Source organism: Arhodomonas sp. SL1 (assembly GCF_052060015.1).
Classification (GTDB): Bacteria; Pseudomonadota; Gammaproteobacteria; order Nitrococcales; family Nitrococcaceae; genus Arhodomonas.
On sequence record NZ_JBPODZ010000022.1, the window covers coordinates 1 to 22,840 of the forward strand.

General features: G+C 64.7%; 27 protein-coding genes and 1 pseudogene. 13 read left to right on the forward strand and 15 right to left on the reverse strand.

The features are described from left to right. Both ACQ754_RS16160 and ACQ754_RS16165 read left to right on the forward strand, forming a co-directional pair. Positions 1-525 (forward strand): hypothetical protein (locus ACQ754_RS16160; RefSeq protein ID WP_440998078.1); only part of this gene is annotated, 525 nt, incomplete at its 5' end. 340 nt (positions 526-865) lie between these two features. Beyond that, positions 866-1,162, forward strand: coding sequence for a metal-sensitive transcriptional regulator (locus ACQ754_RS16165; protein WP_440998079.1), 297 nt, complete (start codon positions 866-868; stop codon positions 1,160-1,162). A gap of 99 nt (positions 1,163-1,261) precedes the next feature. Here ACQ754_RS16165 and ACQ754_RS16170 read toward each other — a convergent pair whose 3' ends face one another. The 3 genes from ACQ754_RS16170 to ACQ754_RS16180 all read right to left on the reverse strand — a co-directional run bounded on the left by ACQ754_RS16170 (position 1,262) and on the right by ACQ754_RS16180 (position 2,510). Next, complete coding sequence (locus ACQ754_RS16170; protein WP_440998080.1) at positions 1,262-1,696, reverse strand: type II toxin-antitoxin system VapC family toxin; 435 nt, start codon at positions 1,694-1,696, stop codon at positions 1,262-1,264. Continuing rightward, on the reverse strand, positions 1,693-1,959 hold the full coding sequence (locus ACQ754_RS16175; RefSeq protein WP_440998081.1) for a hypothetical protein: 267 nt from the start codon (positions 1,957-1,959) through the stop codon (positions 1,693-1,695). The genes ACQ754_RS16170 and ACQ754_RS16175 overlap by 4 nt, the downstream gene beginning before the upstream one ends. 281 nt (positions 1,960-2,240) lie before the next feature. Continuing rightward, positions 2,241-2,510 (reverse strand): ADP-ribosylglycohydrolase family protein, encoded by a 270-nt coding sequence (locus ACQ754_RS16180; RefSeq protein ID WP_440998082.1) that lies wholly within the window; start codon positions 2,508-2,510, stop codon positions 2,241-2,243. A gap of 868 nt (positions 2,511-3,378) precedes the next feature. Between ACQ754_RS16180 and ACQ754_RS16185 the strand changes: the two genes are divergently transcribed. From ACQ754_RS16185 to ACQ754_RS16195, 3 genes and pseudogenes are all read left to right on the forward strand, one after another. Next, entirely contained in the window at positions 3,379-3,612 is a 234-nt protein-coding gene (locus ACQ754_RS16185; protein WP_440998083.1) for a hypothetical protein, read from the forward strand. A 169-nt stretch (positions 3,613-3,781) separates the two neighbouring features. Further along, a pseudogene (gene tnpC / locus ACQ754_RS16190) lies at positions 3,782-4,975 on the forward strand (IS66 family transposase); the annotation flags it as partial. Between the two features lie 11 nt (positions 4,976-4,986). Further along, complete coding sequence (locus tag ACQ754_RS16195) at positions 4,987-5,250, forward strand: hypothetical protein (protein WP_440998084.1); 264 nt, start codon at positions 4,987-4,989, stop codon at positions 5,248-5,250. Between the two features lie 230 nt (positions 5,251-5,480). Here the strand turns inward: ACQ754_RS16195 and ACQ754_RS16200 are convergent, their stop codons facing one another. Then, positions 5,481-6,230 (reverse strand): substrate binding domain-containing protein, encoded by a 750-nt coding sequence (locus tag ACQ754_RS16200; RefSeq protein ID WP_440998085.1) that lies wholly within the window; start codon positions 6,228-6,230, stop codon positions 5,481-5,483. Continuing rightward, complete coding sequence (locus ACQ754_RS16205; RefSeq protein WP_440998086.1) at positions 6,227-6,418, reverse strand: helix-turn-helix domain-containing protein; 192 nt, start codon at positions 6,416-6,418, stop codon at positions 6,227-6,229. Before ACQ754_RS16205 ends, ACQ754_RS16200 begins: the two co-directional genes overlap by 4 nt. Before the next feature lie 102 nt (positions 6,419-6,520). On the opposite strand from ACQ754_RS16205, the gene ACQ754_RS16210 reads away from it, so the two are divergent. Beyond that, positions 6,521-6,982: a DoxX family protein gene (locus tag ACQ754_RS16210; protein WP_440998087.1), complete on the forward strand. Its 462-nt coding sequence runs from the start codon at positions 6,521-6,523 to the stop codon at positions 6,980-6,982. Between the two features lie 99 nt (positions 6,983-7,081). Further along, complete coding sequence (locus ACQ754_RS16215) at positions 7,082-8,113, forward strand: glutathione S-transferase family protein (protein WP_440998088.1); 1,032 nt, start codon at positions 7,082-7,084, stop codon at positions 8,111-8,113. A 92-nt stretch (positions 8,114-8,205) separates the two neighbouring features. Here the strand turns inward: ACQ754_RS16215 and ACQ754_RS16220 are convergent, their stop codons facing one another. From ACQ754_RS16220 to ACQ754_RS16230, 3 genes are read right to left on the reverse strand one after another with little or no spacing between them, the layout of a single operon-like run. Then, positions 8,206-8,916 carry an RNA polymerase sigma factor gene (locus tag ACQ754_RS16220; RefSeq protein WP_440998089.1) on the reverse strand — a complete coding sequence of 237 codons (711 nt, stop codon included), beginning with the start codon at positions 8,914-8,916 and terminating at the stop codon, positions 8,206-8,208. After that, positions 8,913-9,443, reverse strand: coding sequence for a plastocyanin/azurin family copper-binding protein (locus ACQ754_RS16225; protein ID WP_440998090.1), 531 nt, complete (start codon positions 9,441-9,443; stop codon positions 8,913-8,915). Before ACQ754_RS16225 ends, ACQ754_RS16220 begins: the two co-directional genes overlap by 4 nt. Next, positions 9,440-9,853: a hypothetical protein gene (locus ACQ754_RS16230; protein ID WP_440998091.1), complete on the reverse strand. Its 414-nt coding sequence runs from the start codon at positions 9,851-9,853 to the stop codon at positions 9,440-9,442. Before ACQ754_RS16230 ends, ACQ754_RS16225 begins: the two co-directional genes overlap by 4 nt. Positions 9,854-10,025: 172 nt before the next feature. Between ACQ754_RS16230 and ACQ754_RS16235 the strand changes: the two genes are divergently transcribed. Beyond that, positions 10,026-10,529: a nucleoside deaminase gene (locus ACQ754_RS16235; protein WP_440998092.1), complete on the forward strand. Its 504-nt coding sequence runs from the start codon at positions 10,026-10,028 to the stop codon at positions 10,527-10,529. 164 nt (positions 10,530-10,693) lie between these two features. On the opposite strand, the gene ACQ754_RS16240 is transcribed toward ACQ754_RS16235, so the two are convergent. Continuing rightward, on the reverse strand, positions 10,694-11,329 hold the full coding sequence (locus ACQ754_RS16240) for a LysE family translocator (protein ID WP_440998093.1): 636 nt from the start codon (positions 11,327-11,329) through the stop codon (positions 10,694-10,696). 102 nt (positions 11,330-11,431) lie between these two features. Next, on the reverse strand, positions 11,432-11,668 hold the full coding sequence (locus ACQ754_RS16245) for a DJ-1/PfpI family protein (protein ID WP_440998094.1): 237 nt from the start codon (positions 11,666-11,668) through the stop codon (positions 11,432-11,434). 229 nt (positions 11,669-11,897) lie between these two features. Here ACQ754_RS16245 and ACQ754_RS16250 point away from each other — a divergent pair, with 229 nt between their 5' ends. The 4 genes from ACQ754_RS16250 (at position 11,898) to ACQ754_RS16265 (ending at position 18,673) form a co-directional block, all read left to right on the forward strand. Next, positions 11,898-12,296, forward strand: a complete 399-nt coding sequence (locus tag ACQ754_RS16250; protein WP_440998095.1) for a hypothetical protein — start codon at positions 11,898-11,900, stop codon at positions 12,294-12,296. Between the two features lie 305 nt (positions 12,297-12,601). Then, complete coding sequence (locus ACQ754_RS16255; protein ID WP_440998096.1) at positions 12,602-13,195, forward strand: hypothetical protein; 594 nt, start codon at positions 12,602-12,604, stop codon at positions 13,193-13,195. Further along, positions 13,188-15,407, forward strand: a complete 2,220-nt coding sequence (locus ACQ754_RS16260; protein WP_440998097.1) for a hypothetical protein — start codon at positions 13,188-13,190, stop codon at positions 15,405-15,407. Before ACQ754_RS16255 ends, ACQ754_RS16260 begins: the two co-directional genes overlap by 8 nt. Continuing rightward, positions 15,386-18,673, forward strand: a complete 3,288-nt coding sequence (locus ACQ754_RS16265) for a tyrosine-type recombinase/integrase (RefSeq protein ID WP_440998098.1) — start codon at positions 15,386-15,388, stop codon at positions 18,671-18,673. The genes ACQ754_RS16260 and ACQ754_RS16265 overlap by 22 nt, the downstream gene beginning before the upstream one ends. 46 nt (positions 18,674-18,719) lie before the next feature. Here ACQ754_RS16265 and ACQ754_RS16270 read toward each other — a convergent pair whose 3' ends face one another. The 5 genes from ACQ754_RS16270 to ACQ754_RS16290 all read right to left on the reverse strand — a co-directional run bounded on the left by ACQ754_RS16270 (position 18,720) and on the right by ACQ754_RS16290 (position 22,153). Beyond that, positions 18,720-19,073 carry a helix-turn-helix domain-containing protein gene (locus ACQ754_RS16270; RefSeq protein ID WP_440998099.1) on the reverse strand — a complete coding sequence of 118 codons (354 nt, stop codon included), beginning with the start codon at positions 19,071-19,073 and terminating at the stop codon, positions 18,720-18,722. A 222-nt stretch (positions 19,074-19,295) separates the two neighbouring features. Continuing rightward, positions 19,296-20,240, reverse strand: a complete 945-nt coding sequence (locus tag ACQ754_RS16275; protein ID WP_440998100.1) for an HD domain-containing protein — start codon at positions 20,238-20,240, stop codon at positions 19,296-19,298. Next, complete coding sequence (locus tag ACQ754_RS16280; RefSeq protein ID WP_440998101.1) at positions 20,231-20,728, reverse strand: hypothetical protein; 498 nt, start codon at positions 20,726-20,728, stop codon at positions 20,231-20,233. Before ACQ754_RS16280 ends, ACQ754_RS16275 begins: the two co-directional genes overlap by 10 nt. Continuing rightward, positions 20,725-21,924, reverse strand: a complete 1,200-nt coding sequence (locus tag ACQ754_RS16285) for an Arm DNA-binding domain-containing protein (protein WP_440998102.1) — start codon at positions 21,922-21,924, stop codon at positions 20,725-20,727. Before ACQ754_RS16285 ends, ACQ754_RS16280 begins: the two co-directional genes overlap by 4 nt. Continuing rightward, the gene (locus ACQ754_RS16290; RefSeq protein WP_440998103.1) at positions 21,917-22,153 is read right to left on the reverse strand and encodes a hypothetical protein; all 237 of its coding nucleotides are present in this window, start codon (positions 22,151-22,153) and stop codon (positions 21,917-21,919) included. The genes ACQ754_RS16285 and ACQ754_RS16290 overlap by 8 nt, the downstream gene beginning before the upstream one ends. 137 nt (positions 22,154-22,290) lie before the next feature. On the opposite strand from ACQ754_RS16290, the gene ACQ754_RS16295 reads away from it, so the two are divergent. Next, positions 22,291-22,527 (forward strand): helix-turn-helix domain-containing protein, encoded by a 237-nt coding sequence (locus ACQ754_RS16295; RefSeq protein WP_440998104.1) that lies wholly within the window; start codon positions 22,291-22,293, stop codon positions 22,525-22,527. Positions 22,528-22,840: the final 313 nt, after the last annotated feature.

Sequence of the window (22,840 nt, forward strand, 5' to 3'; positions counted from 1 at the left end):
GGCATGATGGGCCAGGGCATGGGTCCCGGCATGATGGGCCAGGGCATGGGTCCCGGCATGATGGGCCAGGGCATGGGCCCCGGCATGATGGGTCAGGGCATGGGTCCCGGGATGATGGGTCAGGGCATGGGCCCCGGCATGATGGGTCAGGGCATGGGTCCCGGGATGATGGGTCAGGGCATGGGTCCCGGGATGATGGGTCAGGGCATGGGCCCCGGCATGATGATGGGCCAGCGGAATCTCAGTGCCGAGGACAAGGCGCGCCTGACGGAGTTGCGAAAGGGACACATGAACGAGCAGTTCGACCTCATGCAGCAGATGCAGGAGAAACGCTTTGCCCTCGCGGGCCTGTATCGTGAGGCCGCGCCTGATCCGGAAGCGGTCGGCAAGGCCTACACGGCGCTTGCCGATGTTCAGCGTCAGATGCTAGAGAATTGCGTCACCTTCCGAAACGAGATGCAGGGGTTGCTGAAGCCCGATCAGGGCTCGGGCATGCACGGCATGTCCGGTGGACAGTCCGAATAGCCCACCAGGCAGGGGCGGCGGACGGGAGGACGTGCGTCGCCCCGCGGGTTACCAGGCTATGGCGGTCCGCGGAGTACGAGTCGTTACCAGTTCACAGGAGTCGATAACCTGGGTGCTCGATCCCAACTCGCTGAAGACGGATCGCCCTATCGGGCTTGGGGGCGTTGGTCACCAAATTGCCTTGAGCGTCGAATAGGGGCCGCGCGATCCTTTTTTGACAGGCGCTTCGGATTGGGGAGATCCTTGGATTCGTAACTATGCCCTCCCTGGTGGGGTGGGTCGAGCGGAATGGGGCTCTGGTCTCAAGCCCATGGTGATCACAGTCTTGGGGAACGCAGAGATGAATGACGAGAGCTGTTGCAGCCTCAGCCTGGACCCGGAGATCAAGGAGCAGGCGCGTCGACGTTTGCTGTCGGTGCGGGGCCATGTGGACGGGGTCGCGCGGATGTTGGAGCGCGAGGACGTCTACTGCGTGGACGTGCTCAAACAGATCAGTGCGATCGAGGGCGCCTTGAAGAAGGTTGGGGACCTGGTACTGCGCAGCCACCTCAATAACCATGTGGTGACCGCCCAGCAGCGCGGTGATACCGAAGCCATCGTCTCCGAGCTGATGGAGGTGCTCAAGTACCGGAAGTAGGCTCATTGAGGAGGAGGACGCAGGGCAATGACACGATACCCCACGGCCCTGGAGGTGCTCCTCCATCACCTGGCCGGGGCCGCGGCCATCCAGCGCGCGTTAGCCGTTCTCTAGCGGATTGACGTACCGGACACCGGCAAAGCGCCGGAAGTCGTTGTCCGCCGAGTAAACCGTGTAGCCATGTTCCAGTGCCAGCGCGGCGATATGCGCGTCGGTGGTGAGATTGCCCCCCGTGCCGACGGCCTCCATCAGATTGCGGAGCACCGGCCAGTGATTAAGACCCGGTGCCACGGCATTGACCGGGGGTTGCGCCATCCACTGATCGACATAGGCCATCGCCCCCTCGACGGACAAAGGCCGCTCGAAGATACGCGGATTGGTGCTGAGACGCAGAAAGGCGAGGATCACGACCCAGGGGATGCCCACGGCCTCGGTGCCGGATAGAACCTGCTCCCACCAGTGGCGCGCCCGGGCGTGTTGCGGCAAGTCCGCGTTGACCGCGTACAGTAGCAGATTGGCGTCAACCAGGATCATTTCCGCTGTTCGAGTTTGGCGGCGAGGGCGTCATCCTCCAGCCGATCAGCGAGTTGACGAGCCTTGGTGAGATCGACGCCGGCGGCAAGCCCTCCCATGTGGGCTGGCTCCAGGTGATACGGTCGAGCCGAGGGCCGTTCGCGGGCCGCCAAACCGGCCCGCAGGGCCTCGTTGACGATCTGCTTGAAGGACTTACCGCTGGAATGCGCGGCGCGCTTGAGCTCCTCGGCCAAGCGGTCTTCGATGGTCAGAGTGGTGCGCATCCTGATGGTATCCAAGTAATCATCATGATGCATGAGAATATCGAGGCACCGCGGCAAGGGCAAGATAGGTGGGCTGGCCTCACGGCTCCTGAGGTAATCATTAGGCCGTCCTGGCCGGCACCCGCGAGGACTCCGTGCCGAGCGGATCGGCGCTGACCTCGGCATCCTTGGCCGGGGGTGCGTCCCACAGCATGATTTGCGGCGGGATTCGGTCCGGTGGTGCGCCCCCTTTAATCCTTGGACACCTCTTCGTCCCTGCGAGCCGCAGGATTACAGAACGATCACTCCAGGGGAAAGAGCTCGGCGATCTCCTGATAGGCGTTATCGTCGAGCCCGGTGAGCCGGCGCAGCTCGACGGCGGTGAACAGCGTCATCTGCGTATCGTCGGTGATAGCGCCGCTCCGCCCGTAGGCGGGCTCGAAGTCACGGACCCCTTTCCTGCCGCAGCGGGCGTTGATCTGGTCGGCACTGAGGAACTCTACCGGCGCCCCCAGCGCATCACCGATGGCGCCGCCGATAAGGCACCCGGTAAATGTCTCATCCACGATCATGGACCGACCCCCGCTTTTGTCTCCATTCGATTACGCTTACAGAGTGGCAGCTCCGTGCGACATCGGCTGTCGGGCAAACGGGGGAAGTCCACACCACGCCGACAATGTCCACAACGGGCACGCGAGCTAACGCTCGAAACCAACGGGTTCCAGGCCTTCGTCTACTCGGTTCGATTCAAGCTGTGGGCACAGTTTGGGCACACGGCGGGGAGGGGGGTGCGAGGGAGGTCTTATAAGCTCTTGATTTAATTGGCGCGCCCGACAGGATTCGAACCTGTGACCTTCGGCTCCGGAGGCCGATCAGATGCGTCGGGGTTAAGCGGAGAAATTCGTTATTATACTGGGATATCAGAAGGATATAGATGTAACAGTCAGAAAGTCACTGACCAAACGACACCACTTTACCTCGAGCTACGGGCACATAAGTGTGCTCCTATACGGAACTATAAGAATGCATTTCTCGATAGGAAGCCCCCGTGCCCAATCGCGTCACCCGCCGCATGACGGATCAAGTGGTCAGCCATCGTGATGCCGAAAGGGGTAGTAGCAAGGCGATATCAACTGCGTCAGCTACTCCGTAAGCGTCCGCCCATGACCGTCTTCTCGTAGGCATACGCTTACGGGGCAGGCGCCGGCTGGAAGCAGATGATGAAAGGTTTCCGGTCGTAACCCAGCCTCCGCAGTAACCGGTTAGAGATGTAAGGGTCCGGCCGGCACCGCCTTCCCTTATCTGCGACGATGGCCAATGATAGCGTTTCCATGGGCACTGTCGGCACTTGATACGTGTCCCCCCGGAAGCGAAGTGGACGCCAGCGTAGAAGCTCCCCGAGTGGCTGGCGGGGCGAGCGCCGCTCTCGTTCCGATTCATATGGCGGGCACTTCCATCGGGGTTGCCGAGTCACTGTGCCCTATGCCGGTGCACTCCTCTGACGGCGAGGTGAAGATCACCCTGAGCGTTGACCACCGGCTGGTCGTCCGCGGCGGCGGCGACGCGGGGGCGCTGTCCATGGCGCTGGTGGCCCAGCAGCTGAGCAAGGATCCGTTTTCCAGGCACATCTTCGTCTTCCGCAGCGCACGTTCGGCCCGCAACAGGAGGTGCTAGCCGCGTGGCCCGCGGGATGGCCCTCGGTATACTGCGCGGATTCCGACGACGCCCGCCAATACCCCGAAATGGCCCGAGGAGGGTGCTGTCCCGCGCGCCGAGCTCGCGGGACAGCCGGGCGGAGTTGGCGACGCTGCGCAGCCGGCGTCAGCACCGCGACTGTGAGTGGGTGCAAGCGCCTGTGTGCACATGCCCGAAGTGCGGTGACACGCTGAGCTACCTTGGCGAGGACGTCACCGAGGTGCTCGAGTACGGTCCCGCCTCCTTCCGGGTGATCCGCCACGTGCGCCCTAAGCAGCGCTGCCGCGCCTGCGCGGCGGTGGTGCAGGCACCGGCCGCCGAGCGCCCCATTGCCCGCGGTCTGGCCGGGCCGGGACTGCTCGCCCACGTGCTCGTAGCGAAGTACTGTGACCACCTTCCGCTCTACCGCCAGGCGCAGATCTACGCCCGCGAGGGCGTGGCCATCGAGCGCTCCACGCTCGCCGACTGGGTGGGGGCGGCGAGCGCGCTGCTCGCCCCGCTCGGCGAAGCGCTGGAACGCCACGTGCTCGGTGGCGCCAGCCTGCACGCCGACGACACGCCGGTACCGGGTGCTCGATCCCGGGCGGGGGCGCATGCGCACCGCCCGGCTGTGGACCGACGTGCGTGAGGAGCGCGGCTGGTCAGGGTCAGCCGCCTCGACCGTCGTCTTCCGCTACAGCGCCGATCGCAAGGGCTGCCATCCCCAGCGCCACCTCGCGGGGTACACCGGCACGCTCAAGGCCGACGGCTATGCCGGCTTCGGGGCGCTGTGCGCCACGGGGCGCATCGAGGAGGCGGCGTGCTGGGCGCACGTGCGTCGCAAGTTCCACGACATCGCGGCGGCCAGCAGCTCGCCGCTCGCGCGTGAGGCGCTCGAGCGCGTCGGCGCGCTCTACGCCATCGAGGCTGAGATCCGCGGCCGCCCACCTGAGGAGCGCCGCACCGCCCGCCAGGCCCGCCCCGGTCCACTCATCGCCGAGCTCAAGACCTGGTTCACCGAGATCCTCGGCATGCTATCGGCAAAATCCGCGCTCGCCGCGGCAGTGGGCTATGCGCTCGGCCGCTGGAAGGCCCTGACGCGCTACCTCGTCGACGGGCGGCTCGAGATCGACAACAATGGCGCCGAGCGCACCCTCGCGCGGCGTCGCGCTCGGGCGCAAGAATTACCTCTTCGTCGGTTCCGACCGGGGCGGCGAGCGCGCCGCTGAACGGGCTCGACCCGTATGCCTACCTGCGAACGGTCCTCGAGCGCATCGCCGAGCACCCGATCCGCGAGATCGAGGCACTGCTGCCCTGGAATCTGGCCGGCGAGCTGGGAGACCATCACCTCCAGGCTGCCTGAGCGGAGGCCCTATGGCCGTGCCCGAAACCCCGACACTGGTGAACATCGAGACCCTGATGGAGGACGACGGCCAGATCACCGTGGGCCACCTCGACCCGGTTGGCGTCGTCGCCATCGCCAACGACGAGCACAACGCGCTGGCCATGCTCCGGCGCCGAAAGGGCGAGACCCTCAACGAGCTGCTCCGGCGGCTCGATGCCGCCATCGACCTGGCGCTGGAGGAAGGCGAGTACATCGACGAGATCAACCTGCCGCCTCCCTCGCGCTCGCGTTAGACCACCACCGTCCCCCCGCAGGGGGTGGCCGTCGGACGCTTACCACAGAGGCGCTGAGCTTGCGAACGGTTTTGTGAAGGGAGCCCGCGTACTCAATCCTCCGACTTACCCCAGAAATCCCGGCGCTCAGAACCTCTTCCTCCCCGCCGCATGCACGCCGAGCGACCTGCTCGGCAACGTAGATATCCTCAAGCTCATCAAGATGCAGCGATAGTCGCGACGACCGAAGATCAAGTCGACAGGCGCCCCCAAGCCTCAAGGCGCTCCCGGGCAAACTCCCGGAACACCCGGACCCGGGCCGGCGCGTCATGGCCTCCCAGGGTGATGGCGTAGAGCGTGCCTTCGGATACATGCCACTCCGGGAGGACACGCTGGACCGCGCCCGAGACAATGGAGTTCGCCGCCACAAAATCGGGGACCGGCGCGATACCGCCGCCGGCCGCCGCGATTCGCAGCACACTGGCGTAGTCGCTGGCGCGGATCACCGGGCGAGCGACCACCTCACTGCCCCGACCGCGGCGATCGGTCAGTTTCAAGTGGGCGGCGCCGGCAAACTCCCGCGCCACGACGAGGGCATGTTCGGCGAGCTCGGCAGGCGTGTCGGGGCCGCCGGTGTGGGCCTTGAGATAGCCCGGCGATGCGTACAGTCCAATCCGGAACCGTGCCACCGTGGAAGCCCGATACCCCATATCCGGAAGGTCTTCCACCGTGGCCCGCAAGGCCAGGTCAACGCGGTGGGCCGCAAGATCGATGGGGGCATCGGTGAGCACGAGTTCCACGGTGATCTGGGGGTGCAGTGCCCGGAACCGAACCACCAGCTCGGGCAGCACATCCATGCCCAAGTCCACCGGCGCGGTGACCCGGAGGTGACCGCGGGGCACGGCTCGTGACTGGCGTGCCCCCTCGGCGGCTTCGTCCAGCCAGGCGAGCGCTTCCCTGGCGCGGGCGTGGAAGGCGAGCCCCTCCTCGGTGGGTGTCACCGCCCGGGGGTGCGGGCGAGTAGCCGCACCCCGAGGCGGCGTTCGAGGCGTGATACCCGACGACTCACCCCGCCCTTGGTCTCACCCAGATGCCGAGCTGCCGCCGAGACGGTGCCAAATTCGGCGACCGCGCAGAACGCCCGTACGTCCTCCAGCGAACCTCCAAGGGTTTCCAGTTCAGCAACCATGTGTTCCAAATTGACCGTCTTACGTATGAGAAGAAACGATCCCATCCTGTGCCGCAGTTGCCAAGGCAATTCATCTCGAACCCGATGCACAGGAGCAAGACCATGACGACGCAGACCTCAACTACCTCCACCTCCGATGTCGGCGCCGCCGACAAGCTCGCCTTCCTCGCTTACCCGCTGGTGCGCGTCACCACGGGCCTGCTGCTCATGCCCCACGGCGCGCAGAAGCTGTTCGGCTGGTTCGGCGGCTACGGGCTCTCCGGCACCGGCGCCTACTTCGGCGATACCCTCGGCATGGAGCCCGGCGTCCTCTTCGCACTGCTCGCCGGCCTGATCGAGTTTGTGGGCGGTCTCGCGATCGTGCTCGGTGTGCTGACGCGCCCAGCGGCGCTGGCTGCTGCGGTCCTGCTGGCAGTGGCGCTCAGCACCCATATACCCAATGGCTTCTTCTGGACCAACGGCGGTGTGGAGTACCCGCTCATGTGGCTCTCTCTGACCATCGCCATCGTCCTAGGTGGCGGCGGCGCCTACTCCGTGGACAAGCGCCTGGGCATGCCCGTCTGATCGGCGCCTCGTGGACCGGGAAACCGGTCCGTTACCGACGAATCCGGGGAGGCGCACATCGCCTTCCCGCCTCGCAAGACGCACACGGGAGAAGCAACGATGCCAGGACTTGTCAACGGACAATGGGTCAAAGGCGATATCGCCGATGGTGAGATCAAGGGTGGGGCCTTTCAGCGCGAGCCCACACGCTTTCGCAACTGGATTACGCCCAGCGGTGAACCGGGACCGGAGCCGATCGGGGCGTTTCCCGCCGAGGCGGGGCGCTACAAGCTGTTCGTCGCCTATCTGTGTCCCTGGGCCTCGCGGACGCTGATCCTGCGCAAGCTCAAGGGACTGGAGGACCTGGTCCCGCTCTCCGTCGCCGATGCCGTATTGGGTGACGAGGGCTGGACCTACGCCCACCCCCAGGACGCCGGCCCGACACTGGGACCGGTCTCCCATCACTACCAGCTCTACACCGCCACCGACCCCGGCTATACCGGAAAGGTCTCGGTGCCGGTGCTCTGGGACCGTGATCAGGGGCTCATCGTCAACAACGAGTCCGCCGATATCGTGCGCATCCTCAATACCGCCTTTGACCACCTCACCGGCAACGATCTCGATTTCTACCCAGAGCCGCTACGCGAGGAGATCGACGCCTGGAACGCGCTGATCTATGAAAACCTCAACAACGGTGTCTATCGGGCCGGCTTTGCCAAGGACCAGACACACTATGACGCAGCGGTCACCAACGTGTTCCGCACCCTGGACCGCCTGGAGGCATACTTAGCGGAGCATCGCTACCTCGCCGGGCGCTATCTCACCGAGGCGGACTGGCGGCTGTTCGTGACGTTGATTCGCTTCGATGCCGCCTATCATGGTGCGTTCAAGTGCAACATTCGGCGGATTGACGACTACCCGAACCTCTCCAACTACCTGCGCGAGCTCTATCAGTGGCCCGGCGTCCGCGAGACCGTCAACCTGGAACACATCAAGGTCGGCTACTACACCAATCCAGCCATCAACCCCACCCTCATCGTGCCCGCCGGTCCGGTGTTGGATTTCGACCGACCGCACGACCGTGACCGGCTCCCAGGAATGGGGATATGGCAGCGGTCGGACCAGACAGCGGCATCGGCGCCCATTCAGTGATCGGCACTGCTGAGTGTCGCGGAGGCAGAGGGCGCTCCGCGAATCGGGTCATCGCAGGCGGAGGTCAGCATGGCCGATCCGCCACCGTCCAGCTACCTCCAGCGTAGGTGCCCACCGAGCGTGTTTACCACCCGCTCGGCCATCCGCGTGCAGCGGGCGCCGGCGAATGGGAACAGGCTCTCGAAGCCCCCGTTGATGTGGCGTTCCAGGATTCGGCGAAGTTGGCGCCGGGCACGGAACAGGCGGGTCTTCACCGTCACGGGATGGAGCCGCAAATCCTCGGCGATGGCCTTGATGGTCATCCCCTCGGCTTCCCGCAGCAGGAACACCAAGCGGAGCTCAGGCGGCAACCGGCCGATCGCCTCCTCCAGCAGTGCCCGGAACTGGTTGCGGCCGAGCGCCGCCTCGGGCGCCTCCGGCGTCTGGCCCGGAAAGGGCAGCACCGCGGCGGCGGATTCGCGTGTCTCCGCCACGGTGTCATAGGCCTCGGTGTGGCGTCGGCTGCGACGCTGCATCTTCGCGGTATTGACCACGATGCGTGTGATCCAGGTGGAGAAGCGGGCCTCGCCGCGGAACTCCTCCAGTCGTGTGAACGCGGTGATATAGGCATCCTGCACGATCTCCTCCGCCGCCGCGTCGCTGTCAGCGATCCCCCGGGCGACGCGGAACAGCCTTGGATTCAGCCGGCGGATGAGCTCGCGGACCGCGGCTTCCTCCCCCGAGCGGGCCAGCGCCACCAGGGTCTGTTCCGGGACCGGGTCGTCGGGACCGGCGTACTCCTGGGGTTCGATATCTGGATTCATGCATCCGCCTCCGAGGTGTGTTTTCCCTGGGCGAGGATCGCGTCCACGCCAGGCAACGCGGAGAGGATGGCGGCACGCGGGCCGGACGGCACCGGCGCCGCGGGCTGCCAGCCCGGCTCGCCCGGCGCACCGACCACGATCCGTCCGACCATCCCGGCGAGCTCATGGGGCACACAGTAGTAATCGTAGACCCCGCGGGCGATCAGCGTGACCGCGTAGTCGGCGCCGGGGAGGAGGTAGTCACTGTGAAAGGCGCTGGCCTGGGCGGGGATCCGGCGCGGACGGCCGAACAAACCGGGGTGATAGGCGGTCGCCGTGTGGCTGTTGCCCGTATCGGCGTTCACGAACCGGACGGTATCGCCGGGGCTGACGGCGAGCCCGGTGGGCGTAAACCACACGTGTGCGCCGGCGGCGTCGCCCTGCATCGTCACCGTATGCGTGCGCGCGGCACGCAGCCAAGGGGCGATGGCAAGGGCGGCGAAACCGCCGCCCCCCAACGCCAGCAATCGGCGTCGTGTAAGCGTCATTCGGCCAGTCGCCCCCGCGCGCCGTCATCGTGGTAGAGCACCACATGGGCATGCGGCTCCGCCACGCCGGCGTGGCCGGCGTTGTAATGGATATCGACGCCGACCACCTCGTGCAGGCCGACGCCCAGCTCCTCATAGGTAACACCGTCCTCCAGGGCCGCGAACGGTGTCATGTAGACGGTGGCGGACAGCTTGCCTTCCCGGTCATAGGCGAGGAAAGGTCCGGCCGGCAGTGTCCCGGGGTCGACAAAGAGCACGCCGAGGCCGGGGATGAACTCGGGCAAAGGCAGCGCCTCGCTCACCGGGACGTAGGGCTCACCCGGCGGCGATTGGTGCAGTGCCTCCTCGTCATGGGCGAGTCCGGTGGTGGCGGCCAATACTCCGGCCGCCAGTGCGATCATCTTCCACATGGTGCCTCCTCAGGTTCTCACGCTCGTACCATCGACGATGGCACTCACCGACACCGATGCAGCGCCGCGCAAAAGGTTTCCGCGAGTTCCGTTTCCGGCAGGCCTGAGCGTCCGGGTCTCGGCCGGGTTTCGAGCTACACTGGCGCTGGGGAAGGTGCAGGAGAACCCACCAATGACCACCGACCGCGATCACCGATACCTGCGGCGATGCATCGAGCTGGCCGCCGAGGCCGTGGACGCCGGTGACGAGCCTTTTGGCTCGATCCTGGTGAGCGGCGACGGCGCGATCCTCGCCGAGGAGCGCAACCGGGTCGTCACCGAGGGGGATCCGACCCGACACCCGGAGTTCGCCCTGGCGCGCTGGGCCGCGGAGCACATGGATCCCGCGGCGCGTGCGGTGGCGAGCGTGTACACCTCCGGCGAGCACTGCCCGATGTGTGCCGCCGCCCATGGCTGGGTAGGGCTCGCCCGGGTGGTCTATGCCAGTTCCTCGGCCCAGCTCGGCGAATGGCGCTCGGAGCTCGGCCTGCCGTCGCCGCCGGTGCGCGCGCTGCCGATCGAGGCGATCGCGCCGGCGGTCACGGTGGAGGGGCCGGTTCCGACGCTGGCCTCGGAAGTGCGGGCACTGCACCGGCGATTCCATGAACACCGACGCAACGACGCCTTCCGGCCCTGAGCGGCGTCGCCACGACCCTCCTGTCCTACCTGCGCGAAGGAGCCAAGCGGAACAGCGCTCGACACGGTCGAGCCAGGAGGCGCTGGTGGGCGTGACGTGCAGGGGAAGCGCGGGTGTTCGCCGGCCTGTGCGAAGTCGGCGCCTACTCGGGTGGTCGTGGACGCTTATCCGAGGGCGAGCCAGACGCCGACGCCCATCATCAACGTGCCTGCGATGCGATTGAGCGTCTGCACGCTGCCGCGGCGCTCGAGCAGGCGGCTGAGGGCGCGGCCGCCGTTGGCATAGAGCATCAGGGCGGTGAACTCCAGCACCAGGATCACGCTCACCAGCACGGTGAGTTGGGGCGCGAGCGGCAGACCCGCATCGATGAACGGCGGTAGCAGCGCGATCACGAAAGCCCAGCCCTTGGGGTTGGCCACGGCGGTCACGAAGCCCTGGAGGGCGAGCGCCGTACGCCGTGGCGGGCCCTGGTCGGCGGCGGGATCGATTTGCAGGGACAGCCGCCCGCGGGAACGCCACATCTGCACGCCGAGCCACAGGAGATAGGCCCCGCCGGCGTATTGGAGCGTCGCGAACGCGAGTGGGTAGCGCAGCATGAGGGTGGCGACGCCCACCGTTGCCAATACCGCCAGCAGGCCCACCCCGAGGAGTTCACCGGCCATCATCCACAGTGAGCGGCGCACGCCGATGGTCACGCCGAGCGACAGCGCAAGCGTCATGCACATGCCCGGCGTGATGGAGACGAGGAAGAACGTGGGAATGAAGGCGTAGAGCAGATGTGGGTTGATGACGCCGGTCACGGGGCACTCGTGGATGAGGGGAATGGGCTTGGCCGAATTGTTGCTGAGGCAATGGTTTCGGGGCAAGCGGTGTCGAGCGGCGGGCCCGGCGCCGGGTGTGGCTCACTCGCTCGCCGCTTCGATGTCGGCGTGGCAGAAGTCGCCGAGATCCGGAGGGTAGCGCGAGGTGATGAGGTTGCCGTCGATCACTACCGGTTCGTCCACGTACTCGCTGCCGGCGTAGCCGCCGGGCACGATCACTACGTCGAAGCCTTGGGTGGCGCCCTCGGCGGCGGCGATATCGGCGTCCACCGTGCAGCCGTGCTTGCCGATATACCGCGTCTTCTCCGGGCCCACCACGACGATTTGGGCACCGGCCTCGCGGAACGGTGCAGCGGGTAGAGCAACTCGATGTCCCTGAACTGGTTCTCGGCGAGGATGCAGACCCGTTTTACGGTCAGTTGCCCGCTCATGCTGCCTTCTTAACTCCGCTGCGCAAAGGAGTGCCGCCATGAAACTCGACCATAGTTGTGTAGGCCGTGCATGCTTGTATGCTCAATCTCACGGATCAATAACGCGGGCGAGCGAGATGGGAGCACCAGACACCGAGCGCCTGATCCGGCGCCAGTACCTGGTCAGCCGCAAGCACATCGAGAAGGTGAAGCAGCTCAGCCAGGCGAAAGGGGTCTCCGACGCGGAGATCATTCGACGAGCGATCGACGCCTATGACCCGGATGCCACAGGCATGAACGAAGGCGAGCTGGAAGCGGCCCTCGAGACGATGGAGACGGCGCTGCGACAGACCCGTGACGAGGTTGCCGGTCTACGCCAACGCCTCAACGAACGCCTCAGCGATGAGGTCATAGAGGCGAGACGTGCGCGTATTGCCGAGGAGACGGGCGCCGAACTGCGGGCTGATCCCCGGGCACTCGCCGCCCTCAGCCGGGCGCTTTTCCCGAAGCAAGGGTCTGCCAATGGGGGTTCTTGACCGCCTGTTTCGCCATACCCAGGAGGTGGGCAGTCTCACGCGCGAGGTCCGGGAGTTGCGGCGTGACGTCGAACGAGCCGGGAATCGCTACTACGACTGAACGTCCCCCGCTACCGTGACCACCCCGGCGTTTCGCTGTGAGGCCTGTTTGAAGCCCGTGGCGCCGATGGCGCGGGGCCAATGCGGTTCCATTTTCAAGCCGACATGTGCGAGATGGTTGGTGATCATCGCACCCTGCGATATCAGCCCGCCAGGATCCGGAGTTACCATGCGTGATAGGAGAGGTAGCTGCGCACTGACAAGGAATGCCTGATTCGCACGTTTCGATTGCGCCGCGTGACCTGACGATTCATGCCAGCGTTCCGGACGACGTCACTGCCCATGCGCAGGAGCTTGCGCTGACCCTCGCATTGCCCCGGCAACTCACCCAACGTGGCGCCACGTTGCTCGCACAGGCGGTCCCGATCTACGTTGTTGCCCCGGCATCACGGACCGAAGGCACCGAGGTCGTGGGCGGGCTGCTTTCATACCATGTGCTTCTGGCTGTCGCGCCGCACTGGGCCGTTCCAATGGTACAACTCCCGTCGTCCCAAGCCCGAAGTTGTGCCGAGGCGGAGCAGTACCGGCTTTTGGCCCTGGCGAGTCTCTTCTCGCTGAACCCGAGCAAGGACTTCACGCCTCTTCGTCGTTTGTGGTCGGACGCCTCTCGCCACCAGCTTTCGGTCGTCTACGAGAACCTCAACACGGTCACGGCGCTGGGCAACTATCTCGGCGTTCCGGCGTCGCGCTACCGCAAACAACCGGCGCCCCCGTATTCTGCGCTACGACAACGTGTGAAGGGCGATGTATCCCGGTACACGGCGCCCGACGAAGGAACTGGCTCGGATTCCGATGGCTGACGCCGCGTATCCAATTCCGGCGGAGCAGCCGGAGTATGCACATTACCGTGCGGGGGTGGTTCAGACCCGTCGAGCCTGGGAGCTCATCGGGCGCCAGGCCCCGAGCCTTTCGGGTACCCCTTCAGGGGACGCTGCGCCGCCCGGTTTCTTGCGGGGTATCTGGACGAAATATCCGACATACTGCCTCATCGCCTGGCCGGCCGTGCCCAAATCCGATCGCGCTGCGCACGGTCACCGCCGTCTCGAGGCCTTGAAGACGGCCCTCGTCGCCGCCCATCTCCTCCTCGTAGAGCAGATCGATAAGAAAGGGAAACACTACGAGTCACGTTTGCGTGCCTCCTTTCGCGCGTTTCGAAACGCCACAACCGAGGAGGGCCTTTGCGCGATATTACCGGATCGACTGGATACCTTGGAGGCGTATCGGGATGAGCTCAACCGCGCAGAGACCTCGAGCGACTCCATACAACAGGCCCTGCACGACCTGATTCTCGCCCTCGACGGTGCCTTGGAGGGCAGTGGCGGACACTCCAGGAGGACTGTTGAGAGGGTGGGCGTCGAGGCTCGCCATGTTGGCGATCGTGAGAGTCGGGTTCACGGTCGTCTCCTGTATCCGAGTCGGTCGCCGCTGGATAAGGACACGACGAGCAGCCTGCGTTTGTCGCCGGAGGAAAACGCCAGCGGTCCTGTCTGGTATCAGGATGCAGCCCCGGTCGCTCACGGACGTGGCGAGAGCACCGTTTCCCGGGCATTGAAGGCCCGGAACAGGCAAAACGGAATCGTCTTCGCCAACCAGCTGCTTCCTGCCGATTGGAATCGCTTGTCTCCCTTCGACCTTGCGAGCTTCTACCATGCGTTGCCCGAAAAGGCGTCAGAAACGGCCGCGGCGCGGGGGGCCGACCCCGATGAATTGACCGCGCTGGTGGCGCTGGTGTTCTGGGCGGGCCGGTCGGTGCGACAGCTCGAATCCGCACTGCTCATCCCGTCCTCGGATCGCCTCCCCAAGCGTCTGGACCAAAACGCCCTGTATGTCACGAGAGAGCCTAATTTAGTAGTTCTTCCCCGATATCGCCCTGAAGGTGCCAAGAAGGCGGAGCGCAAATGGGCCCCATATACCCGCGGCTCTACTGACCGCGTCTACCTCCCACTTCCCGCCGCGGCAAACCGGCATATTGAGGCCTGGATCCAGAAACAACGTGGAAACCGCACCCAGCCTTTGTTTCGCGCGCGGAATGCCGAGGTGCTCGTTAAGGATGTCCTCGCCAGGATATCGGCGCAAACCGGGGCGCGCGTTACACCAACCCGCCTTGGCAACCAGCTCCCCTTCACAGTCGCGAATCGTTGCGGCGATCGTACTGTAGCCTCGGCCGTTTTCGCGCGGCCGGTGGAGAACCTGCCGACGGCAGGGATGTATTACCTTTCCGCGTCCCAGGAGCGTCTTGCACGGGTCTACTGGAAGACCAGTTCGAACTTCTCCCGCTTTGTGCTTGAGACCACGCATGAGGACCATTTTCCGGTCCTACCCACCAATGAGGTGGTGGGTTCGCGAGTCTGTCCGGACCGGGACAGCTACCGTCTCCTTGCCGGCGACCTGGCGGCCGCGGTGGCCTACAACCGCAAACAACTCCACCGCCCGGGGCAGCGGATCCGGCATCACAACGCATTCGCCACCTACTGCGTAACCATGCTCGCCGCGATGACAGGCTACCGCGCGGTGAAGGCCCCCTTCTCGGATGCGACGATGTTGGATTCGGCGACGGGCCTCTTGCTGATCAGCGACAAGGATCACGACGACTATCGCTCTGCCCGCCTAGTCTGGGTGCCGGAACCTGTCGTCGAGCAGCTCCGTGTCTATGACAACTATCGCCGCGCGCTCCTACCGATCCTTGGTTTGGATGCCGAGCGTGTGCCGTTCTTCTTCTACCTGAAGAATCGTGTGGGCGATTGCCAACCGGTTGAGCCGAAGAGGCTCGCCGAGCACCTTGAGTGGGCGTATGAGTTGCCGATGAACGCCAATCGACACTACTTGCGGACAGAACTGACCGAGCGCGGCGTTTCCGGTGAGGTGATCGAAGCGTTCATGGGTCACTGGCACATTGGTGAGGAGCCCCATGGGAAGTACTCCGGGCTGGCCCCGTCCGATGTTGCGTTGGTGCTGGAACCGGTGCTCACCAAACTGGCGCAGGAGTTGGGATGGACGGTGATCCACCCCTGATCGTTGCGGTGGATTCGGCGTTATGGGGGCCGGATGATGGGCATTCGATGGCCGCTAGTGTCGCGGCCTCGGATCGCGCGGCAGTCCGTGAGCTACTCGCCAAGGCATCCCCGGAGCTGCTGGAGGGAGTGCGGGGTGTATGTGTTGGTAACGAGACGATCCGCTCCCTACAAAACGAGATCTTGGAAGCGCAGGCGATTCGCCGCCCCAAGCAGGCGCATACGTACTTCGTTCGCGCCCTGGAACGCGGTGTGCAACATCGGAACTGGAATCTGCGTATCCCCAGTCCCATCATCACGCTCCGACGGCCGCGTGCCTCGTTCATCCCGGAGGACTTTCACAGGCTTGCCGCCCTGCGTGAGCTTAGTGCCGGTTTTCTGCGTTCCCTAAGGGAGATTGATCCGCGTGATCCGGCGCCCTGGCTGCCCACCTACCTCCATCCGTCGCGGAAGCTGAAGTGGGTCCCGGATCTGAGCGCGGTGCTCGCGGGCCAATTCCTGTTTTCCGCGGTCCGTTACGGTGGACTCCTCAACGCCGGCCAGCTCGATCAGTTGCTCGAGCAGGTTCACGGCGGTGGCGAGTTGATCGACTCTACCTTGCTCTTTGAGCTTGAAAGCGCGGGGGTTCAGCGCCGCTGGTATCCCGATCCCTTGTCGACAATCCTGATCCTGCGCTACATGCACCTCGTGCGGACGCACCGGCTCGAGCGATTCAACCGGCCTGCCGGTGATGCGCTCCGGGTATTCGTCCGCGGCCTGGCCGGTGATGCCCACTCCCTGGACCGCGCACAGCCGTTCATCGCAGCGGCGCGGGTCGCCTGGCGGTTCCATTTCATGCCCTTTCTCTACGCGTGGGCGGATGGGCGTCCGGTTTCCTCTTCCTGGTCCGTGGAGACGGAGCGTCGAATTCGTCTCGGCCCTGCTGGCGCTCGCGCGCCTGCGCCAAGTGAACCCATCGACCAGAAGATCGACGGTCCGGTCCTTAGTGGCGTTCCCGGGGGAACGAGCTCCGGCGATGTGTACAAGGCCTATAGGGAGCTCGTGGCGTGCCTCCATGGCCCCGGCGAGGGGTGGCGGCCCAGGACGGTTCGGCGAATCAATGCGTGGTTGTCGACGTATGGGCCCACACTCGGCCCCCTGCCGTATTGGGTGGCGGTATGGGTCCTGGCGGTCGTGCGCAAGGAGTGTACCCACCACACGGGAATCAACACCCTGAGCTCGGTTCGTACGATCCTATCCCGGGTGGGTAAGCCCATGTTCCTGGAATCCGTCGATTTCGAGCTCAACGATAGTGACGATCCGGAGGCGTGGATCGACTTCTACCGTCGCGTCCTCGATACCAAGACGGCCGATAAGGCGCGAAAGGCTGCCGCCATCGAGTGTCAAGTATTCCATGACTATATTGGAAGGCGCATGGGTATCCCGCCAGTCCATGTAGCTCAGGAGTATGGAATCGACTCGGGCAAGACACCGATGTCGGTGAACGCCAACTACCTCTCCCCCTGTGACCTGCGGCGAGCCACTCAGATCCTGATTAATGCGGGCGGCGAGGCCGGTCTCTACGGCCGGCACATCCAACTCCTGCGGGTGGCGTACTGGACGGGACTACGCCTAGGTGAGCTTGCCGGCCTGCGGCTTTGCGACGTTACGCGCATTCACAGCGGAGACCGTAGCTCGTTCTGGATAGAAGTTCTCGTCCGTTCACACCAGGGACGGCGGACCAAAAGCGAGTCATCGCGCCGCCGGCTGCCGTTGAACGCCGTTATGCCTGGGGGCGTCGGCAAGGAATTCGCGGAGTATCATTGGCGTAAGCGAGAGGCAAACCGGCGTGTCGATCCCCGGGGCAACTACTACCTGTTCGCGGCGCCGGGTGCCGAGCAGGTGAAACCCAGCGAGGAGGAATTCCGGGAGCCTATTCAGAAGGCCCTGCGCCTGGCCACGAATGACCCCACGGTCGTTGTCCATAGCCTTCGTCACTCCTTCGCCAACAACATGTTATTGGCCATCGAGGCGGATGGCGCTTCGGATCCGATTTGGGAGTTCTTCGCGGAGCCTCCGAGGGAACTCATCGAGGTCTCGGAGAAGATCCGACGACACCTGTTCTACAACGATCAAGGCCGGCGGCGGGATCTCTTTACCGTGGCGGAGCTTCTTGGGCATTCGAGCCCGCAGATTACCCTCGAGTCCTACATCCACGTCCTTCCATGGCTTGCTTACGGCCGTACGGAAACACTCCAGGGCCGTCTGTATGAAGGGCTTGAGCGGAGCATCGACATCGATGCGGCCCTGCTGCTGAAAGGCAGGAACGCCGCCCGGGGCTGGCGCGGCCGGTCCAACGACCGCACAACCCTTGCACCGCTGGTCCAGTACTGGAGCAAGCGCTTGAGGGACGCGTTGGCGCCTGATTGGGCGGCTGCTACCGACCGGGAGATCCTGGAGACCGCCTCCGGGGCCTTCCAGGTCGAAAGCCTCATACCCGGTCCGGCGCATCTCTATCGAGTCGGCGCGTTGCGGGTGCGGGACGCTTTATCGGCGAAGGCGATTGCGGATCGGGTGGAGTTGCCGGAAGCGTACGTGAAGAAAGTCCTGGATTTTGCGAATCAGCGTGCGCGTTTGCCGACGCGTCTGCCGGCAAGCGATGTGCGCGCCGAGGGAGCGAAGAGCCGCTTCCAGGGTACGCGCTCACGGTACCTCCGAGGTCACGACACCCGCGAAAGCACCCCGGACTTGCGCCAGATGCCGGAGCTCCATGCCGGATTTCCGGCCCTGCCGAAGACGAGGGTGGAGCGGGAGCTACTGAACCGGTCCTGGCAGCGGCTTACGCGGCTGTTGCGCGACGAGGAGCAGCGCCAGGCGCAGACATCCGAGCAACCTCCTCCCGATGAGAATCCCCCATTGAGAGAAGGGCTACGGGTGTTCCTGCGAAACACCAATTCCAGCGACCATACCCTCAAGTTCGCGGCAGGGGGCCATGATGATGCGGTGGCCTATCTGACGTTCGCACGCCGGATGCACCCCTTGGCGTCGATCCGCGTGACACTGCGCCCGGCGAGCCATCTCAGTTCAGCGCAGGCGCGGCGGGCGCTGAACCGCGAGGTCGACCTGAAGGGGTGCGATGTCCAGTTTGGTGCCCCGCTGCGGCGGCATGAGAAGGCGTGGCCGTTTGGTCGGCTGCATATTACTTTGCTATCGCCAACCGGACAAAGCTCACACGGGGCGTGGGTCGCTCAGTACTATTTTGCGCTGCACATGGCGGGGATCGCCTGATCGTCTGGTTCGCCTCGACCATAGCGGCAGGTTGAATGGGGCTCTGTTATTCGCCTTCCTCGGGAGACGCGTGCTTTTCGGCGACATCGGCAAGCGAGCGCGGTCGATGAAGTCTGATAAGTCGTTCAAGGATCGCCTCTTGCCTGTCGAGTTTCGCGACGATGGCGGCGAGTTGTTCAGCGATTGCGGCAAGCGCGGGCTCGTTGATCGTTGGGGATGAGCGCCCGCTGCGCGGGTGCCGCGTCTGTAGGGCGTCCTCAGGGACGTATCGACGCCCGTCTTTGCCGCGCTGGTACTCAAGGTGCCCACGGTTCATGTGCCGATACAGGGTCTTGGTGCTGCAGCGCGCCCGGGCGGCGGCGTCCTGGAGTGTCAGCCACTTTCTGTCCCGATCTGTCATAGGTCACTGTCTCGGCTGATGTCCCGTCTCGTCCCGGGAAAAGGCGGGACGTGCGCGCGGTGCCGGTCTCAGGGCTTGTCCCGGGACATGTCGCAGGACATGTCCCGGGACCGGTCTGCAGGGGCTGGTGGGACAATGTCCCGACAAGCGTTCACGGGGCCGAGTGCCGGCGCTTCCCCAGGTTTCCTGGGCTTCTCGCTCGTCGATGCCCCTACGGCCGAGTCACGGAGGTGGCCGTGGGAGCCAGAAGGTGCTAGGTGGTCCATAGCCGCGTAACCGGGCTAAACGCTGGTGGCTCCGTGCCCCGGCAAAGGCCCGACGCTGGGCGTCCCGAGCCGCGCTGAAGCGGTCGGCGTTGCGAATAGCGAGCGCCTCCGGTATGAGCGTCCGCCCCCTGTCGCGATATTCGTTCCAGCTGAGCAGATACCGTAGCGAATCCGCGCCGTCCGGCCATTTCGTCTCAAGCCGGCGTAGTGGCCCGGAGAGGATCTCCAAGGTGAGCTGGTCGTGGCCGAGCAGCGTGCCTACCGTGGTCTTGCGATAGTCCGGACCAAACGTTCGGACCTTACCGATGTCGTGGAGGAGTCCCGCTACCACCGCCAGTGCCTTCGCCTCGGTGGGTACGTCCCTGAACAGGAACCAGGCAACGCGCTCGGCGACCTCGAGCGAGTGCTCGACCAATCCGCCGGGGTAGGCATGATGATGGTCTCGGCTCGCCGGTCGCTCCACGAAGGGCAACGCAATCGCGTCATCGCTGAAAAGGTCTTCGAGAAATGCGCGGAGTGTTGCTACCGGGACCCGGTCGATCAGCGCCTGCAAGCGCGCCACTGCCTCCGGGTGGGGCAGGGCCCGGTTGGGGAGGAGCTGAACGGGATTGAGATCGTCGGGAATCCCGTCGGCCACATCGAACAGATCGACCACCATCCGGTCCGTTCGGGGCCGGGCCCTCAGCGTACAGGTGATGGTGCTGCCGGTACGGAGCGTTCCGCTCCAGGAGAAGGCGTGGGGCCACCCGTAAGCGGGGATGAGCCCAGTCCGGTCTTCCAGCAGGGCATGGAAGTACCGGGTCCCGTCGCGGCCCGTGTACCAGCCGGGTCGATCAATCCGATACGCCCCGCGGGACCAACGTGGCGGCTCGAGGTCGACCAGGTCTGCAATTAACGCCATTGGTCCACCTCCCACTGCCGTAGCCGCCGCTCCAGGCGCTGGCCCAGCTTTGGCAGCAACTGCTCCCCGAGGGGTTCCTCCGCGTAACCGCCCGCGATCTCTCGCCATACCCAGGCATGGAGCGCGTCGTGGTTGCTCCGCTCCGTGCCCGCTCCCAATACGCCGACGAGGCGATAATCGTTGGCGTCGATTCGGAAGGCGGCTTCCAGGCCTGTGACGAGCCGTTCCAGCAGACGTGCAGCCTGCTTCTCCGACATCATTCGGGTGAGCTCATTGTGAACCGCCGTGCTGGCGTGCGCTGTGGCAGACCCTCCCTGGCCTCGGTTTCTCGGGTGGGTTCCGAGCGGTCGTTGCTGCTGTGCACCGGGATCACCCTTGGGAATCGGCACCGCCACCGCCACCGCCGCGGCCTTCACGCCGACGTGGTGATTAAGGAGGCCGTGCCGTTCCGAGCGGCGATGGCGTTGGCCGTTGCGCATCGTATTCATTGCTCACCTCCCGCGGTTTCGGGCGTGTCACGCTCCGCGTCGAAATGGGCGCTCAACAGACGCTCGAAGGCCGAACCGTCCTGGCGCGTGAGGTTGGGCACAAACCGGGAGTAGACGCGGAAGAGCATCTCCGTGGTGGTATGGCCCATTTGCCGGGCGATCCACTCTGGGCTCTCGCCGGCGGCCAGCCAGAGGGTGGCCGCCGTGTGGCGGCTCTGGTAGGGCCGTCGGGGGCGTAGTCCGAGGTAGCGGAGCAGCGGATACCACACCCGTTGCGTGACGTTGTTATGGTTCAGAGGCGCCCCATTGCGGGCACAGAACACGAACTTGTGCTGACCCGTGGCCTGTCGCTGTTCTCGTAGGGCCTGGCACACCCGCTCCGACATATCGATGGTCCGGAATGAGCCGTCGTTCTTGGTATAGACCAGCTCGCCCCTGACGAGCGCCTGACGGACCAGGATTTGCCGGCGTTCGAAGTCCACGTACTGCCACTGCAGTCCGTCGATTTCGCTGGTGCGCATCCCGGTGAAAAACCGAACGGTGTAGTACGGCCGAAAATCCGGCCGCACGTGCTCGAGGATGAGCCTGACCTCATCGAGACTGAATGGCTCCACGTCCGTGCGCGGGACCTTCAGGCTTTTGACCCCATGGTACGGGGAGCTAAACTCAAAGCGGTTGGCCGCCTCACTGAGGATCATGCGCAAAGGCGTCATGATGTGGTTGATGCGAGAGGCCGACAGGTGCTCCCCCTTCCGGTTCGTGACTTTGGCGAGTTGGGACCGGAAGGCGAGGATCTCTGTCTTGGTGATGCGGCCAACCTCTTGCTCCCCGAAATGGGGCGTCAGGTACTTATCCAGGGCCAGGCGCACGGTCTCGTAGTGACTGTGGCGCCACTGGATGCTCATCTCTTCGATCCAGTCCTCGGCGAAGTCCCGGAAAAGCGGCGTCGAGCCAGCTTCCGGTTCGCCTCGGCGCCGGGCGGCGAACGCTGCGGCGTTCGGGCTCTCAGGGAAGTAGCGTTCGTACTCAAAGGTCCCGAGTGTAATCTCCGCCTCGATCCGCTCGAGGATCTTCTTCATCTTCTTTCGGTTGGCCGGCGTGTCGTCGAGGGCGGTCTGTTCCCGGCAACGCGTGCCCTGGTAGCGGAAGTCGAAGAGAAGCTTCCCGGTCTGTCTGCGGACACGCACACTACCCATGGCAGGCCCCTCCGTTGGCCATAGGCAGCGCCATGCCGCCCTCCTCGGAATGCCGGACCATGTCGCGTTCGATGGTCTCCCATACGTAAAGGATCTTTCGGCCGCCAAACGGACGGATGTAGTGGACGCCCTCCAGCAGGACGGAGTCCTTGAGGCGTTCCCGGACCGTGCGGGGGTCGTACTTGATGCGAGCCGCGAGTTCTTCGGTGGTCAGGTAGGTGTCAGTCATGTGGCATCTCCCTTTGGCTACATACGTAACTTTTCGGCTACGTGCGTATACATATAGCAACGCTAAGCGCAGCATGCAAGCATCGTTTGAAGCCAGCTGGTAACATCGGAATCTCATCGGCAACTAACGTAGCGGCTATGCTTCGCTTCAAGATCAAAGAGCTGATCGCCGAGAAGGAGTTCCGGGAGGGACGCCGCGTCACGATCGCGGAGGTGGCGGAAGGGGCGGGGATCCACCGGGTAACCTTGTCGCGGATGATCAATCGGCGGGGCTTTGCCACCAGCACAGAGCATCTGGACCGTCTCTGCGCCTATTTCGATTGCCGAATTGAGGATCTGGTTGAGTACGTGCCGGACGAGGAGGTCGGTGGATAGCCGGCATACGCAGCTGTTATGTCCGCTCGCATGCTTTGCCCTGTGGGTGCGGGCATGGGGATGCAGGCTTTGGGAGAATCAGCCGGAGGGGATTGGTTCCAGATCAGTGTTGCCGGCGTGGCGCCACGCGCTCTAGTGATCGGTCTTTCGCTTAATACCACTGGGATACGGGCTACCCGGTGGCGAGCACATGCCATGATGATCTAGATCGTGCTTGCGGTCATCGTCATTGGCACCCGAAGTTCGACAGTTCACGCCCTGGCGTCCTAACGATGACGACGCGGTGATGCGGCCTCTGGGCTGATTCTGCGAA

What these genes read in the sequence shown, in the direction of transcription:
- ACQ754_RS16165 (WP_440998079.1), top strand. Translation starts at nt 866, where the DNA reads ATGAATGACGAGAGCTGTTGCAGCCTCAGCCTGGACCCGGAGATCAAG.
- ACQ754_RS16170 (WP_440998080.1), bottom strand. Translation starts at nt 1,696, where the DNA reads ATGATCCTGGTTGACGCCAATCTGCTACTGTACGCGGTCAACGCGGAC.
- ACQ754_RS16175 (WP_440998081.1), bottom strand. Translation starts at nt 1,959, where the DNA reads ATGCGCACCACTCTGACCATCGAAGACCGCTTGGCCGAGGAGCTCAAG.
- ACQ754_RS16180 (WP_440998082.1), bottom strand. Translation starts at nt 2,510, where the DNA reads ATGATCGTGGATGAGACATTTACCGGGTGCCTTATCGGCGGCGCCATC.
- ACQ754_RS16185 (WP_440998083.1), top strand. Translation starts at nt 3,379, where the DNA reads ATGGCGGGCACTTCCATCGGGGTTGCCGAGTCACTGTGCCCTATGCCG.
- ACQ754_RS16195 (WP_440998084.1), top strand. Translation starts at nt 4,987, where the DNA reads ATGGCCGTGCCCGAAACCCCGACACTGGTGAACATCGAGACCCTGATG.
- ACQ754_RS16205 (WP_440998086.1), bottom strand. Translation starts at nt 6,418, where the DNA reads ATGGTTGCTGAACTGGAAACCCTTGGAGGTTCGCTGGAGGACGTACGG.
- ACQ754_RS16210 (WP_440998087.1), top strand. Translation starts at nt 6,521, where the DNA reads ATGACGACGCAGACCTCAACTACCTCCACCTCCGATGTCGGCGCCGCC.
- ACQ754_RS16215 (WP_440998088.1), top strand. Translation starts at nt 7,082, where the DNA reads ATGCCAGGACTTGTCAACGGACAATGGGTCAAAGGCGATATCGCCGAT.
- ACQ754_RS16220 (WP_440998089.1), bottom strand. Translation starts at nt 8,916, where the DNA reads ATGAATCCAGATATCGAACCCCAGGAGTACGCCGGTCCCGACGACCCG.
- ACQ754_RS16225 (WP_440998090.1), bottom strand. Translation starts at nt 9,443, where the DNA reads ATGACGCTTACACGACGCCGATTGCTGGCGTTGGGGGGCGGCGGTTTC.
- ACQ754_RS16230 (WP_440998091.1), bottom strand. Translation starts at nt 9,853, where the DNA reads ATGTGGAAGATGATCGCACTGGCGGCCGGAGTATTGGCCGCCACCACC.
- ACQ754_RS16235 (WP_440998092.1), top strand. Translation starts at nt 10,026, where the DNA reads ATGACCACCGACCGCGATCACCGATACCTGCGGCGATGCATCGAGCTG.
- ACQ754_RS16250 (WP_440998095.1), top strand. Translation starts at nt 11,898, where the DNA reads ATGGGAGCACCAGACACCGAGCGCCTGATCCGGCGCCAGTACCTGGTC.
- ACQ754_RS16255 (WP_440998096.1), top strand. Translation starts at nt 12,602, where the DNA reads ATGCCTGATTCGCACGTTTCGATTGCGCCGCGTGACCTGACGATTCAT.
- ACQ754_RS16260 (WP_440998097.1), top strand. Translation starts at nt 13,188, where the DNA reads ATGGCTGACGCCGCGTATCCAATTCCGGCGGAGCAGCCGGAGTATGCA.
- ACQ754_RS16265 (WP_440998098.1), top strand. Translation starts at nt 15,386, where the DNA reads ATGGACGGTGATCCACCCCTGATCGTTGCGGTGGATTCGGCGTTATGG.
- ACQ754_RS16270 (WP_440998099.1), bottom strand. Translation starts at nt 19,073, where the DNA reads ATGACAGATCGGGACAGAAAGTGGCTGACACTCCAGGACGCCGCCGCC.
- ACQ754_RS16275 (WP_440998100.1), bottom strand. Translation starts at nt 20,240, where the DNA reads ATGGCGTTAATTGCAGACCTGGTCGACCTCGAGCCGCCACGTTGGTCC.
- ACQ754_RS16280 (WP_440998101.1), bottom strand. Translation starts at nt 20,728, where the DNA reads ATGAATACGATGCGCAACGGCCAACGCCATCGCCGCTCGGAACGGCAC.
- ACQ754_RS16285 (WP_440998102.1), bottom strand. Translation starts at nt 21,924, where the DNA reads ATGGGTAGTGTGCGTGTCCGCAGACAGACCGGGAAGCTTCTCTTCGAC.
- ACQ754_RS16290 (WP_440998103.1), bottom strand. Translation starts at nt 22,153, where the DNA reads ATGACTGACACCTACCTGACCACCGAAGAACTCGCGGCTCGCATCAAG.
- ACQ754_RS16295 (WP_440998104.1), top strand. Translation starts at nt 22,291, where the DNA reads ATGCTTCGCTTCAAGATCAAAGAGCTGATCGCCGAGAAGGAGTTCCGG.